The organism is Spongiibacter tropicus DSM 19543 (genome assembly GCF_000420325.1).
GTDB classification, from domain to species: Bacteria; Pseudomonadota; Gammaproteobacteria; order Pseudomonadales; family Spongiibacteraceae; genus Spongiibacter; species Spongiibacter tropicus.
Map to the genome: position 1 here is coordinate 1933476 of NZ_ATUS01000001.1, position 12734 is coordinate 1946209.

General features: G+C 60.1%; 13 protein-coding genes. 7 read left to right on the forward strand and 6 right to left on the reverse strand.

What is annotated here, in order from left to right:
* The first annotated feature begins 129 nt into the window (after positions 1 to 129).
* The gene (locus tag G411_RS0109085) at positions 130 to 708 is read left to right on the forward strand and encodes a gamma carbonic anhydrase family protein (protein ID WP_022958882.1); all 579 of its coding nucleotides are present in this window, start codon (positions 130 to 132) and stop codon (positions 706 to 708) included.
* On the opposite strand, the gene G411_RS0109090 is transcribed toward G411_RS0109085, so the two are convergent.
* The 6 genes from G411_RS0109090 to G411_RS0109115 all read right to left on the reverse strand — a co-directional run bounded on the left by G411_RS0109090 (position 676) and on the right by G411_RS0109115 (position 6259).
* Complete coding sequence (locus tag G411_RS0109090; protein ID WP_022958883.1) at positions 676 to 1650, reverse strand: calcium/sodium antiporter; 975 nt, start codon at positions 1648 to 1650, stop codon at positions 676 to 678. The genes G411_RS0109085 and G411_RS0109090 overlap by 33 nt on opposite strands.
* A gap of 24 nt (positions 1651 to 1674) precedes the next feature.
* Positions 1675 to 2508 carry a shikimate dehydrogenase gene (gene aroE / locus G411_RS0109095; protein WP_022958884.1) on the reverse strand — a complete coding sequence of 278 codons (834 nt, stop codon included), beginning with the start codon at positions 2506 to 2508 and terminating at the stop codon, positions 1675 to 1677.
* A gap of 4 nt (positions 2509 to 2512) precedes the next feature.
* On the reverse strand, positions 2513 to 3409 hold the full coding sequence (gene hemF, locus G411_RS0109100; RefSeq protein ID WP_022958885.1) for an oxygen-dependent coproporphyrinogen oxidase: 897 nt from the start codon (positions 3407 to 3409) through the stop codon (positions 2513 to 2515).
* An 8-nt stretch (positions 3410 to 3417) separates the two neighbouring features.
* Entirely contained in the window at positions 3418 to 3984 is a 567-nt protein-coding gene (gene tsaC / locus G411_RS0109105; RefSeq protein WP_022958886.1) for an L-threonylcarbamoyladenylate synthase type 1 TsaC, read from the reverse strand.
* A gap of 71 nt (positions 3985 to 4055) precedes the next feature.
* A complete protein-coding gene (gene dprA / locus G411_RS0109110) occupies positions 4056 to 5174 on the reverse strand; it encodes a DNA-processing protein DprA (protein WP_022958887.1) in 1119 nt (372 codons plus the stop codon).
* 59 nt (positions 5175 to 5233) lie between these two features.
* The gene (locus G411_RS0109115; protein WP_022958888.1) at positions 5234 to 6259 is read right to left on the reverse strand and encodes a LysM peptidoglycan-binding domain-containing protein; all 1026 of its coding nucleotides are present in this window, start codon (positions 6257 to 6259) and stop codon (positions 5234 to 5236) included.
* A gap of 203 nt (positions 6260 to 6462) precedes the next feature.
* On the opposite strand from G411_RS0109115, the gene def reads away from it, so the two are divergent.
* From def to G411_RS0109145, 6 genes are all read left to right on the forward strand, one after another.
* A complete protein-coding gene (gene def, locus G411_RS0109120) occupies positions 6463 to 6975 on the forward strand; it encodes a peptide deformylase (protein ID WP_022958889.1) in 513 nt (170 codons plus the stop codon).
* Between the two features lie 10 nt (positions 6976 to 6985).
* On the forward strand, positions 6986 to 7939 hold the full coding sequence (gene fmt, locus G411_RS0109125) for a methionyl-tRNA formyltransferase (protein WP_022958890.1): 954 nt from the start codon (positions 6986 to 6988) through the stop codon (positions 7937 to 7939).
* Complete coding sequence (gene rsmB, locus G411_RS0109130) at positions 7936 to 9231, forward strand: 16S rRNA (cytosine(967)-C(5))-methyltransferase RsmB (protein WP_022958891.1); 1296 nt, start codon at positions 7936 to 7938, stop codon at positions 9229 to 9231. The genes fmt and rsmB overlap by 4 nt, the downstream gene beginning before the upstream one ends.
* 69 nt (positions 9232 to 9300) lie before the next feature.
* Positions 9301 to 10674 carry a Trk system potassium transporter TrkA gene (gene trkA, locus G411_RS0109135; protein WP_022958892.1) on the forward strand — a complete coding sequence of 458 codons (1374 nt, stop codon included), beginning with the start codon at positions 9301 to 9303 and terminating at the stop codon, positions 10672 to 10674.
* 15 nt (positions 10675 to 10689) lie between these two features.
* Positions 10690 to 12138, forward strand: a complete 1449-nt coding sequence (locus G411_RS0109140) for a TrkH family potassium uptake protein (protein WP_022958893.1) — start codon at positions 10690 to 10692, stop codon at positions 12136 to 12138.
* The gene (locus G411_RS0109145; protein WP_022958894.1) at positions 12138 to 12719 is read left to right on the forward strand and encodes a class I SAM-dependent methyltransferase; all 582 of its coding nucleotides are present in this window, start codon (positions 12138 to 12140) and stop codon (positions 12717 to 12719) included. The genes G411_RS0109140 and G411_RS0109145 overlap by 1 nt, the downstream gene beginning before the upstream one ends.
* Positions 12720 to 12734 lie beyond the last annotated feature (15 nt).

Below are 12734 nucleotides of genomic sequence, written 5' to 3' on the forward strand. Positions count from 1 at the left end.
CTCTCAAATTGCCGTATTCAGGTGTCCAGCTTACCAGATAGTCCGGTACGACGGCTGCCTTCAGGCCGATTTCCGCCGGGGATTTGGCTGGTTACAATGGAGCAAATGCTTAACAACCGGAGCCACACCATGCCGTATTGCGCCAACGACTATATTCGTCGCTTTAATGGACAGACACCCCAGCTTGGCGAGCGTGTATTTGTTGACCCCAGTGCCGTCGTCATTGGCGATGTACATATTGGCCGGGACAGTTCGATATGGCCGAATACCACCGTGCGAGGCGATATGCATCGCATCCGCATTGGCGAACGTTGCAGCATTCAAGACAACTCGGTACTGCATATCACCCACGCCGGCCCCTACAACCCCGACGGTTATCCGCTGAGCATCGGCAATGACGTCACCGTTGCTCACAGCGTCACCCTGCATGGCTGTGAGATTGGCAGTCGTGTGCTGATCGGTATGGGCTGTATCGTGATGGACGGGGCAGTTCTCGAGGATGATGTGGTGGTCGGCGCCAACAGCCTGGTGCCACCGGGCAAGCGCTTGGCAAGCGGCTACCTCTACGTGGGCAGCCCCGCCAAGCCGGTGCGCCCACTGAGCGAGAAAGAGTTTGACTACTTTTGCTACAGCTCCGCCAACTACAGCCGCCTGAAGGACCAGCACATTGCCGAGTTAGACGGCGATGGCACCGGTGTCGACGAGTAGATAGCCGAGATACGCCAGATACACCAGCAACAGCAGGCCGCCCTCGTAGCGCCGTATTTCCGGCGCCTTGCGCGGGCCGAAAGCCACCAGATAAAAAGCCGCCGTGAGCATGATCATCAGCGGGTAATCCCGGCTGACCACCGCGCTGTCAATGGCCCCTGGCGACAGCAGGCCGGGCAATGCCATCACCCCCAGCAGATTGAACAGGTTGGAACCGATGACATTGCCGATCGCAATATCGTGCTCACCTTTGCGCGCCGCCGCGACCGATGCCGCCAACTCCGGCAGACTGGTGCCGATTGCCACCACGGTGAGGCCGATCACCAGATCGCTGACCCCAAAAGCCTGCGCCAACTCCACCGCCGACCAGACCAGCATTCGCGCCGAGCCCATTAGCAGCAGCAAGCCCACCAGCAGCCAGCCCAACGCCACCGGCAGTGACATATCGTGAGGGATTTCCTCTTCAAACTCGGCTTCGATGGCATCGCCGGGGCTGTGTTTGGCTTCCCATAGCTGACGCAAGATCACCGCGACAAAGCCGCATAACAGAATCGTTCCGTCGAGCACATCCAACACACCATCGCGCAACAGGAAGTAGCCAATCACCATCACCAGTAACAGTAAGGGCAGTTCGCGGGTAATCAGCTTGCTCTGCACACGAAGGGGAATGTACAAGGCCGTCAGGCCGAGAATCAGCGCAATATTGGTGATATTCGAGCCCAAGGCATTACCGACGGAAAGCCCCGACTGACCATCCAGTGCTGCCAGTGCCGACACCAACATCTCAGGCGCGGAGGTGCCAATCCCCACCACCAGAATGCCGACCACCAGGGTGGAAACACCGAGAATCGACGCGGTTGCCGACGCTCCCATCACAAAGCGATCAGCACTCCAAACCAGCAACACCAGGCCGACAATCAGCGTGGCCACAACAAGCAACATAATGGATTTCCTTTAGCGCCGCGCTCAGTTTGACAGCGACTGGCGAATCATTTCGATAACAGGTTTGGTATCGGGGCGAACACCCCGCCAAATACAGAAAGACTCGGCGGCCTGCTCAACCAGCATCCCCAAGCCATCTGACACCGCCCAGGCGGCTTCGGAGGCCGCCCACCGCATAAAGGGGGTGGGATCGGCGCCGTACATCATGTCATAGGCGCAGCAGTCATTACTGAGAATACTGCCAGGCAGTGGCGGCAAGTCGCCACTCATACTCGCACTGGTGCCATTCACAATCAGGTCAAACTGGCCCTCTGACAACAGCTCGTAGCCACCACCGCTTACATCGCCCATGTCGGCAAACAGTTCCGCCAGCGATTCTGCCTTGGATGCCGTGCGATTAACGACCAGCAGCCGTTCTGGTCGCTGTTTCAGCAGCGGCCCCAGAATCCCGCGTACCGCACCGCCAGCGCCCAGTACCAACACCCGGCGGCCACTGATCTGCCAGCCGAGGTTGTCGTTCATGTCACGGACCATCCCCACGCCGTCGGTGTTGTCGCCGTAAATACGGCCATCCTCACCACTCGCCAGGGTATTCACCGCACCGGCAAGCCGCGCTCGACCACTGAGCTCGTCGGCAAACTCAAAGGCATCCAGCTTGAAGGGCACCGTAATATTGAGTCCGCGACCGCCGTTGCGAAAAAATTCCGCGGCCACTTCGGCAAAACGACCCAGCTCAACCTTGTGGGCGCGGTAGTGAAGCGTCTGTCCGGTTTGCTCGGCAAACGCCGCGTGAATCTGCGGAGATTTGCTGTGTTTGATGGGGTTACCAAACACCGCGTACTGATCGACTGTATCCATAGGGCTAGGCTAACCAATCCCGAGGTGGCAGAAAGTCCCTGTACAGAGCCTGTTCAGGGCTGTTGTCTTCGGGTTGCCAATTATACTCCCATCGCACCAAGGGTGGCAGTGACATGAGTATGGATTCGGTACGGCCGCCGCTTTGCAGACCAAATAGCGTGCCGCGGTCAAACACCAAATTGAACTCAACGTAACGGCCGCGACGGTAGAGCTGGAACTGGCGCTCACGCTCGCCCCAGGGCATGTCGCGACGGCGCTGCAGAATCGGCACATAGGCTTTGCAGTAAGAATCGCCGACCGCCTGCATAAATCCAAAGCTGCGTTCGAAGCCGCCCTCGTTCAGATCATCAAAGAACAGGCCGCCAACCCCGCGCGCTTCATCGCGATGCTTGAGATAGAAATACTCATCACACCACTGCTTGTAACGGGGATACACCTCGTCACCAAACGGCGCACAGGCCTCGAACGCGGTCTGATGCCAGTGCCGACAATCCTCTTCAAAACCGTAATAAGGGGTCAGGTCATAGCCGCCGCCGAACCACCACACCGGCTCTTCGCCGTCTTTTTCCGCCACAAAAAAGCGTACATTCGCGTGGCTGGTCGGCAAATAGGGATTGAGCGGATGAATTACCAGCGATACCCCCATTGCCTGATACCGGCGCCCGGCCAGTTCCGGACGGTGTGCCGTGGCACTGGCGGGCATGGTGTCTCCCTGAACATGGGAAAAATTGACGCCACCTTTCTCTATCAGCGCCCCATCCGTCATCACCCGGCTGCGACCGCGTCCCCAGTCGTCTTCCACAAAACGGGCCTGGCCATCGCAGACCTCCAGCTCCGCGCAGATATGATCTTGCAACGACAGCAAGTACTGCTTAACAGCGGCGATATCGACGTGACTCATAGGGACTCCTAACCCGGTCGAAGAATGTCGCCCGTGAGGGCGTCGCGGATACAGCTCGGTTGCAGGCGACCGCCCAGCCGACCCGGCAAATAATAATCCACCGCGGTGGCAAAATAGCGTTGCGCCTGCGACTGACTGCGGGCCGGCTCCAGGCCTGCCGGGTTGGCTGAGGTCGACACCAGGCAACTGCCTGTCGCACGACACAAGGCTCCCGTAAGTGAGTGATCACTTACCCGAACAGCCACGCTGTCAAAGCGACCACGAACCCATTCCGGCACAAACTCCCGGTCAGGAATAACCCAGCTCACCGGGCCAGGCCAGCTCTGCAACAATGCCTGCTGACGCTCCTCCGGCAAGCTGGACAGCAGCGGCGCTATCCTTGCCACGCTGTCAGCCACAATCAGCAGCCCTTTGGCCAGATCGCGCTGCTTGAGTTCGCAGATACGGGCCACCGCCGCCGCATCGCCGGGTAGGCAGGCAAGCCCCCACACCGCTTCCGTAGGATGGCAGACAACGCCGCCAGCCAGCAGCACATCGGCCGCACGACGCAGGCGAAACTGGGAGATAGCATTCATGGCAAGCGGAAACCTGCGACAAGAGATGAGTAAACGCGGGCAAGTTACCCAAAGGCGGCAACCATTGCAAATCAGCGACAGCGCTGCCAGCCGCCGTGGGCCTGTTCGGCCCAACCATCCAATTCCAGTTCACTGAGCGCAGACAATAACGCGGCGACCGTCAGACTACTTCGCTGCGCGAGTTGTTCCAGACTCTGGGGCGCGTCATCCAGCAGGGTATACAGCGGCGGCGGGGCCCCAGATGCCTCGTTGTCGACAAGCGCACGGCCTTGCATCCCACCGGGCTGTGGCGGCAACTCACTGAGAACATCCTCGAGGGTCTCCACCAGTTTGGCACCTTCGCGAATCAGCGCATTGCAGCCCCGACTGGCCGGACTGTGGATCGAGCCGGGCAGAGCAAAGACTTCACGATTCTGTTCCAGCGCCTGCCTTGCGGTGATCAGCGAGCCGCTCCGTGTGGTTGCCTCCACCACCAGCACCCCGAGCGATAGACCACTGATAATGCGGTTGCGGCGAGGAAACTGGTGCCGCAGTGGCTCCGCCCCCGGTGGGTATTCACTCAGCAGTAAACCGTTATCAGCAATCGCCCCATACAAGTCGGCATTGCGTCTCGGGTAGCAGACATCCACGCCGCAGCCCAGTATGGCCACCGTGCTGGCATCGGCATCCAGTGCACCACGATGAGCTGCCGCATCAATTCCCAGCGCCAGACCACTGACGATAGTGAAACCGCTGTCGGCCAGTGCGCGGGCAAAGGCCTGGGCATCCTGCTCGCCACGACGGCTGGCCCGGCGGCTTCCCACCATCGCCAGCATAGCCTTACTGAGCAACTCCCGACGGCCACGGAGGTAGAGCAGCAGCGGCGGATCGTGAATTTCCCGCAGCAGAGCCGGGTATTCACGGTCCCCCAAGGACAGCAGGGAGCACTCTGCTGACGTCAGAGCGTCGCGCAGGCTCTCTCGCTGCGCACGGTTGGCAAGCCGCTGTGCGAACTCTCGACGCAATCGATCATCCAGGAGCCGTGACGCCTGCGCATTGAGCGGAACGGGCAGCCGCGCTTCCAGCTCTGCACGACTCGCGGATATCAATTCGTCAGGGTGGCGGAATAGCAGCATGAGCGCACGCCAGTGCGCACTGGGGAGTTTGATACTGCGCTGCAACTGCAGCCAGCAGAGAGCGGCTTCGTCCATGGTCTGCATCCTTGCATGACGGTCCGGCTAGCCTGAGCGCGCCACAGCGCGCTCGTTTATCAGGGATTGCGGACTTTATCGCCAACCTTGAGTGTTTGCTCCGCCTTGAGCACCAGAGCATAGCTGACTTTTTCAAATGTGCGGAACACCATCAGCACCCCAGCGCGTACATCGGGGGTTTGCAGGCGCTCGCCCGTTACCGGATCGCGAACCACGACACCGGTGGTATAAATCGCCAACACATCGCCACTTTGCAGCTCGTTGCGATCCCCCAGATTCAGCGTCACTACATCCATACTGCCAATCTGGGTCAGGCCACCCTCGACGGCAATAATGAAGCCATTCTGTGGGTCTTGCGGCGCACTGGGTTCAAACCGAGCAACCAGCTCACGACTCTCCAACGGCAGGAAGCGGTCGGCCCGACGAATCTCTTGCGTACTGCGATTCAGCGCCAAGGTGGCAATATCGCCTTCGCTCTGCAGCAAGTGGGCGGAGCCGATATCCATGGCTTCAACACCGAGCAACTCGCGGCTGCGGGGATCGACATAGACCTTGCCACGGCGGTAAATGCCGTAATTGTCCTGGCCGGAAAAATCGCCGCGACCGAGGATTTCGTCACCGGCACCCGCAACGATATTGCCGCGCTTGCCCGACAGCACATACGGCGCCGATTCCAGCTCCTCATTACTGACCACCCGGCTGCGGGTCATAAACGGGGCAATGACGTCCAGCGGAATGGCAGGAATGGCGTCGGCAATATCGGAAATCCGCATCTGCGGACTGAGCTTGACCACCGTATTCCCGGCCTCGGGGTTGCGCACCAGCACCGGACGGCCATCGACCCACATCAGTTTGAGCACGTCGCCCGGATAAATCAGGTGGGGGTTCTCAACCTGAGGGTTGTAGTACCACAGTTCCGGCCAGAGCCACGGGTCGTCGAGGAACATCGCCGAGATATCCCACAGCGTGTCACCGCGCTTTACCACATAGGTCTGTGGATGACCGGCTTTCAGCGACAACACATCGCCGGCCTGGGCAACACTGACCAACACCGCTAACAGCAAACCCAGCACGGTATTTTTCATACTTTCGGTCCTTAACACAGTTCATCGGCAATTATGGCCGACGAATCAGGAAATTCCACGGCGCTCGCGGTATACTAGGCGGCTGCATCAGCGTGGCACAAACGCCCCGCCTGTCAGGCCTGCAACGCCGCGCGGCGTTTGCGAATAATCCTTATATTAGCAATAGTTAGGCAACATACACGACAACTTGGTCACAATCACTTATGGCTGTCCTTGAGATACTGGAATTTCCCGACCCACGCCTGCGCACCGTCGCAAAACCGGTAAGCGAGGTAGACGACCGCATTCGTGCGCTGATCGACGACATGTTCGACACCATGTACGAAGCGCCGGGTATCGGGCTCGCTGCCAGTCAGGTAGATGTTCACGAACAAATCGTGGTCATTGATATCAGTGAAGACCGCAGTGAGCCGCTGGTTTTCATCAACCCCGAGATCACCGTGCTCGATGAAGAGCTGTTCCAATACGACGAAGGCTGCCTGTCTGTGCCTGGCTTTTACGAGGCGGTACAACGTCCACGCCACATTCGCGTAAACGCGCTGGACCGCGACGGCAAGCCCTTCGAGATGGAACCGGAGGGCCTGCTCGCCGTATGTATTCAGCACGAACAGGACCACCTGCTCGGCAAACTGTTTGTCGACTATATTTCGCCCCTCAAGCGCAACCGCATTCGCGGCAAGCTGGAGAAAAAACACAAACGCGAGGCGAAGGTATAGGAGACCGCTGGTGCCCGACTCCCGATTGAAGCTGGTTTTTGCCGGTACTCCTGAATTCGCTGCCCAGCACCTGAAAGCCCTGCTGGACGACGGTCGCCATGACGTTATTGCAGTCTATACCCAACCCGATCGCCCGGCCGGGCGCGGCAAGAAGCCACGCCCCAGCCCGGTGAAAGTCCTCGCCGAAGCGGCCGGCCTGCCGGTATACCAACCCCTTAACTTCAAAGCGCAGGACGACCGCGATGCTCTGGCGGCGCTGGGCGCCGACCTGATGGTCGTGGTGGCCTACGGCTTGATTCTGCCTCAGGCCGTGTTGGACCTTCCCCGCCTTGGCTGCGTGAACGTACACGCCTCCATCCTGCCGCGCTGGCGAGGTGCGGCGCCAATTCAGCGCGCCATTGAGGCAGGGGATGCGGAAACGGGCGTCACCATCATGCAGATGGCTGCGGGCCTGGACACCGGTGACATGCTGCACATTGTGCGCTGCCCAATCGGCCCCGAGGACACCTCGGCCAGCCTGCACGATCAGCTGGCAGTGCTCGGCGGTCCGGCGCTGCTGGATGCACTGGATCAGCTTGCCAGCGGCACCGCGCAACCCGAAGTGCAGGACGACAGTCTGAGCAACTACGCAGCGAAAATCGACAAGGCCGAAGGCGATATCGACTGGACGCTCAGCGCGACAGAACTCGACCGCCGCATTCGCGCCTTTGTGCCATTTCCGGTCTGCTACACCCAACTCGGTGAAGATCGGCTGCGCATCTGGCGGGCAACGCCGGAAACCGGCAGCGGCCAGCCCGGAGAAATCCTCAGCAGCGATAAAAGCGGTATTGTGGTCGCCTGTGGCGAAGGCGCCCTGCGTCTGCTCAGCCTGCAACTGCCCAACGCCCGCCAAATGGATGCCGCCGAACTGCTCAACGGCCATGCCGCGCGCTTCCAGCCCGGCACCGTGTTGGGCGCACGATGAGCTGCCCCCGCGTCGCCGCCGCCCGCTGCCTGGCCGCCGTGCGCAACGGCGAATCCCTGAGCCGCCAGCTCCCCATTGAAGAACGCACGCTGCCCGACAACCAACGCCCCCTTTACCGGGAGTTGTGTTACGGCACGCTGCGCCAGTTCTGGCGTCTCGACGCCGCCTTGAAGCCCTGTTTCAGCAAGGGCCTGAAGCACCGCGACGACGATGTGCGCATGCTGATTTATATCGGTGCCTACCAGCTTTTCCATACCCGGGTTCCTCCCCACGCCGCGATCAACAGCGCAGTGGACGGCTGTCGCAAGCTGAAAAAAAAATGGGCAGCGGGGATGTGCAACGCTATTTTGCGCCGCTGCCAGCGCGACGGCGAGGCGCTGTTTGCCGGACTGCCCCCCGCAGCGGCCAGCGCCCATCCCGAGTGGCTGTATAAGGCCATTACGCGTGCTTGGCCAGAGCAGGCCGAAGCGGTACTTGCAGCCAATAACAGTCACCCGCCATTCTGCCTCCGCGTAAACCGCCTTCACGCTGATCGGGACAGCTACCTTCAACAATTGAGCGCCGCCGATATTAGTGCCAATTGCTGCGACTTTGCCCCGCTGGGCCTGCGACTTCCGCAAGCCTGTGCGGTCGATCGCCTGCCCGGTTTCAACGACGGCGCGGTATCGGTTCAGGACGAAGCCGCTCAGCTTTGCACCACACTGCTCGACCTTCAGCCCGGTCAACGCGTACTGGACGCCTGCGCGGCACCCGGCGGCAAAAGCGGTGCCATTCTGGAAGCTGAGCCGCAACTCGACTCGCTGCTGGCACTGGACGTTGACGCCTCTCGCCTGACCCGCATTGAAGAAAACCTCGAACGCCTCGGTCTTCGCGCCGCCTGTATTGCCGCAGACGCCGCGAAGCCTGACGAGTGGTGGGACGGCCAGGCTTTTGACCGCATCCTGCTGGATGCCCCGTGCAGTGCTACCGGCGTGCTGCGCCGCAATCCGGATATTCGCCTGCACCGCCGCGCCGACGATATCCCCGCGCTGGCCAAGCTTCAGTCCCGCATCCTCGACGCCCTCTGGGAGTGTCTGGCACCCGGTGGTCTGCTGCTGTACGCCACCTGTTCCGTGCTCCCGCAGGAAAACGAACAGCAAGTTCAGGCTTTCCTGAAACGCCAGCCGAAGGCGCTTGCAGAGACTATTGATGCCGATTGGGGACTGGATCGCGGGGTCGGCCGACAGCTGCTGCCCAGCGTCGACGGCCCCGATGGCTTCTTCTATGCCGCGCTGCGCAAGGTAAATGGCTGAGGAATTGCTTGAGCCGGAGCGGCGAAACACCGCACAATTGCGCCATTGGTGCAGGGCAACTGAAAGCTTATGAAAATTATTATCCTTGGCGCCGGTCAGGTCGGCGGCACACTGGCGGCAAATCTGGCCAGCGAGCACAACGATATTACGGTGGTCGATAAGGACGCCGAGCGCCTGCGCGAGCTGCAAGACCGGCTGGATATCGGCACCGTCTGTGGCTCAGCATCTCACCCCGACGTGCTCTACAGCGCCGGGGCTGAAGATGCCGACATGCTGATCGCCGTGACCAGCTCCGACGAAATCAATATGGTGGCCTGTCAGGTTGCCTACAGTCTGTTCCGCACCCCCACCAAAATCTCCCGCATCCGCTCCAGCTCCTACACCTCGCGGGCCAAACTGTTCGGTGTCGACGCCATTCCCATCGACGTGTTCATCAGCCCCGAAGAGCTGGTCTGCCGCTATATCAAACGCCTGCTGCAATACCCCGGCTCGCTGCAGGTGCTGGATTTTGCCGATGGCAAGGTGCAACTGGTCGGCGTAAAGGCCTATTACGGCGGCCCGCTGGTCGGCAACGAGCTGGCGACCATCCGCGAACACATGCCCAAAGTCGACACTCGCGTCGCCGCTATTTTCCGGCGGGGCAATGCCATCGTGCCCACCGGCACTACCGTGGTAGAAGCGGGTGACGAGGTGTTCTTTATCGCCGCCAAGAAAAACGTCATGCCGGTCATGAGCGAACTGCGGCGGCTGGATACCCGTTACAAGCGACTGATTATTGCCGGGGGCGGCAACATCGGTGAACGTCTGGCCAGTGCGGTCGAAGGCCGCTACAACGTCAAGATTATCGAGCGCAGCTATGAGCGCTGTCGCACTCTGTCAGAGCAGCTCCGCCACGCCATTGTGTTGCACGGCAGCGCCTCTGACCACGAGCTGCTGGCGCAGGAAAACATCGAGGAGACAGATGTCTTTCTGGCGCTGACCAATGACGACGAGGCCAACATCATGTCCTCGCTGTTGGCCAAGCGCATGGGCGCGCGCAAGGTGGTCACCCTGATTACCAATCCGGCGTATGTTGATCTGGTGCAGGGCGGCGAAATCGATATTGCCCTGTCACCGCAACAGATCACCATCGGCAGTCTGCTCACCCATGTGCGTCGCGGCGATATTTACAATGTGCACTCGCTGCGCCGGGGCGCCGCCGAGGCATTGGAAATTATTGCTCACGGCGACAGCCGCTCATCGCGCGTGGTGGGGCGCCGACTGGATGAAATCGACCTGCCCGACGGTGTCACTATCGGTGCCATTGTGCGCGGTGACGAAGTGATGATTGCCCACAGCCACCTGACCGTAGAAAGCGAAGACCACCTGATTCTCTTCCTGGTCGACAAGAGCAAAATCAAGCTGGTGGAGAAGCTGTTCTCGGTAGGCTTCACCTTCTTTTAAGTAGCGGAGACCGGCATGCACCTGATGACGATCTGCCGCATTATCGGCATGTTGCTGATGATTTTCAGCCTGACGATGGCAATGCCGGCCGCACTGGCATTGATCTATCACGACGGCGCATTGCACGCATTCAGCTCTGCCTTTGTCGTTACCTTCAGCAGCGGCCTGCTGTTGTGGGGAATCAGCCGCGGCCGCCAGCCCGATCTCGGCATTCGCGACGGCTTTCTGGTGGTTTCCCTGTTCTGGACGGTTCTGGGTTTGTTCGGTGCACTGCCGTTCTATCTGTCGGACAGTCCGGGCCTGTCGGTCAGCGATGCGGTCTTTGAGTCCATTTCCGGCCTCACCACCACCGGCGCCACGGTAATCGTCGGCCTCGATGAGCTGCCGATTTCCATCCTGTTTTACCGCCAGTTTCTGCAATGGTTGGGCGGCATCGGGATTATCGTGATCGCCGTAGCGATCTTGCCCATATTGGGCATCGGCGGCATGCAGCTGTATCGCGCCGAAATCCCCGGCCCGGTGAAAGACAATAAACTCACCCCACGTATTACCGGCACCGCAAAAGTGCTGTTTTTAATGTATGTGGCGATGACGGCTGCCTGCACGCTGGCCTATTGGTTGGCGGGAATGACGCCCTTCGACGCCATCGGCCACGCCTTTTCCACCGTGGCGATTGGCGGCTTCTCTACCCACGATGCCAGCATGGGCTACTTCGACAGCCCGCTGATCCTGATGATATGCAGCGTGTTCATGCTGCTGGCCGGCATGAGCTTTGCGATCCATTTCCATGTGTGGCGCGCCCGCAGTTTGCGCCACTACCTGGCAGACTCGGAAACCCGCTTCTACCTCGGCGTGATGCTGATCGCGATGATTTGCGTGTGCGCCTACCTGATTTTCACTGGCGACCAGACACCTGGCGACGGATTGATTCACGGTATTTTCCACACGGTCTCCATTGCCACCACCGCGGGCTTCGGCGCCGACGACTTTGCGTCCTGGCCCAGCTTCCTCCCCATCGGCTTGTTAATGCTCTCTTTTATGGGCGGCTGCGGCGGCTCGACCGGCGGCGGGATGAAAGCCGTGCGCATCATGCTGATTGCCAAGCAGGGCATCCGGGAACTGAAGCAGCTCATTCATCCCAATGCGGTCATTCCACTGAAAATTGGCTCCACGCGCGTTGAGGCGAAAGTGGTCAGCGCGGTGTGGAGCTTTGTAGGCGTCTACCTGATTTCGTTTATCGGCATTACCTTGTTCATGATGGCCTGCGGGCTGGATTTTCTCTCCGCCTTTTCCGCAACGGCAGCCTCTATCAATAATATGGGGCCGGGCTTGGGCGAGGTCGCCGCCAATTACAGCAGCGTGACCGACATCGGCAAATGGATGCTCTGTTACGCGATGCTGCTGGGGCGACTGGAAATCTTCACCTTGCTGGTACTGCTGATGCCGGCTTTCTGGAGACGTTGATGCCCGTTGCCGACAAATGGGAGCGGCGCTATCAGCAGGCGAACCTCCCCGTCGACGCCTGTGCACTGCTTCAGCAACAGCAGGCACGACTGCCGACAAGCGGCCGGGCACTGGATCTCGCCTGCGGCCTCGGCGGCAACGCGGTGCTGCTCGCCCGCCACGGATTAGCGGTCGATGCAGTGGATAAGGCCGCCACCGCCATTCGCAAACTGTCGGAATACGCCGCACAGCAACAACTGCCGATTAACGCCCTGTGCATCGACCTGGAATGCACCACCTCGCGCTGGCTGCTCGAGCAGCATAGTCGCTATGACGTGATCGTTGTCAGCTATTATCTTCACCGTCCGATTCTGCCATTGATTGAAGCCGCGCTGGCGCCGGGAGGCCTGTTGTTTTACCAGACCTTTAATTCGCTGCGCGCCAGCCCTAGCGGGCCGCAAAACCCCGATTTTTTGCTGACGGAAAATGAGTTGGCTGATCGATTTTCCTCGCTTTCCACACGCCTCCATCGGCAGGACATCAATGCCGAAGAAACGACGAAACCTCTACAAACGCAGTATATTGGCCAACGGGATGCATAATCTTCTGGCGCCCTG

Excerpts from the sequence above, each read along its gene's own strand:
- G411_RS0109115 (WP_022958888.1), bottom strand. The coding sequence starts at position 6,259 with ATGAAAAATACCGTGCTGGGTTTGCTGTTAGCGGTGTTGGTCAGTGTT.
- def (WP_022958889.1), top strand. The coding sequence starts at position 6,463 with ATGGCTGTCCTTGAGATACTGGAATTTCCCGACCCACGCCTGCGCACC.
- G411_RS0109090 (WP_022958883.1), bottom strand. The coding sequence starts at position 1,650 with ATGTTGCTTGTTGTGGCCACGCTGATTGTCGGCCTGGTGTTGCTGGTT.
- aroE (WP_022958884.1), bottom strand. The coding sequence starts at position 2,508 with ATGGATACAGTCGATCAGTACGCGGTGTTTGGTAACCCCATCAAACAC.
- G411_RS0109140 (WP_022958893.1), top strand. The coding sequence starts at position 10,690 with ATGCACCTGATGACGATCTGCCGCATTATCGGCATGTTGCTGATGATT.
- dprA (WP_022958887.1), bottom strand. The coding sequence starts at position 5,174 with ATGGACGAAGCCGCTCTCTGCTGGCTGCAGTTGCAGCGCAGTATCAAA.
- tsaC (WP_022958886.1), bottom strand. The coding sequence starts at position 3,984 with ATGAATGCTATCTCCCAGTTTCGCCTGCGTCGTGCGGCCGATGTGCTG.
- trkA (WP_022958892.1), top strand. The coding sequence starts at position 9,301 with ATGAAAATTATTATCCTTGGCGCCGGTCAGGTCGGCGGCACACTGGCG.
- hemF (WP_022958885.1), bottom strand. The coding sequence starts at position 3,409 with ATGAGTCACGTCGATATCGCCGCTGTTAAGCAGTACTTGCTGTCGTTG.
- G411_RS0109085 (WP_022958882.1), top strand. The coding sequence starts at position 130 with ATGCCGTATTGCGCCAACGACTATATTCGTCGCTTTAATGGACAGACA.
- rsmB (WP_022958891.1), top strand. The coding sequence starts at position 7,936 with ATGAGCTGCCCCCGCGTCGCCGCCGCCCGCTGCCTGGCCGCCGTGCGC.
- G411_RS0109145 (WP_022958894.1), top strand. The coding sequence starts at position 12,138 with ATGCCCGTTGCCGACAAATGGGAGCGGCGCTATCAGCAGGCGAACCTC.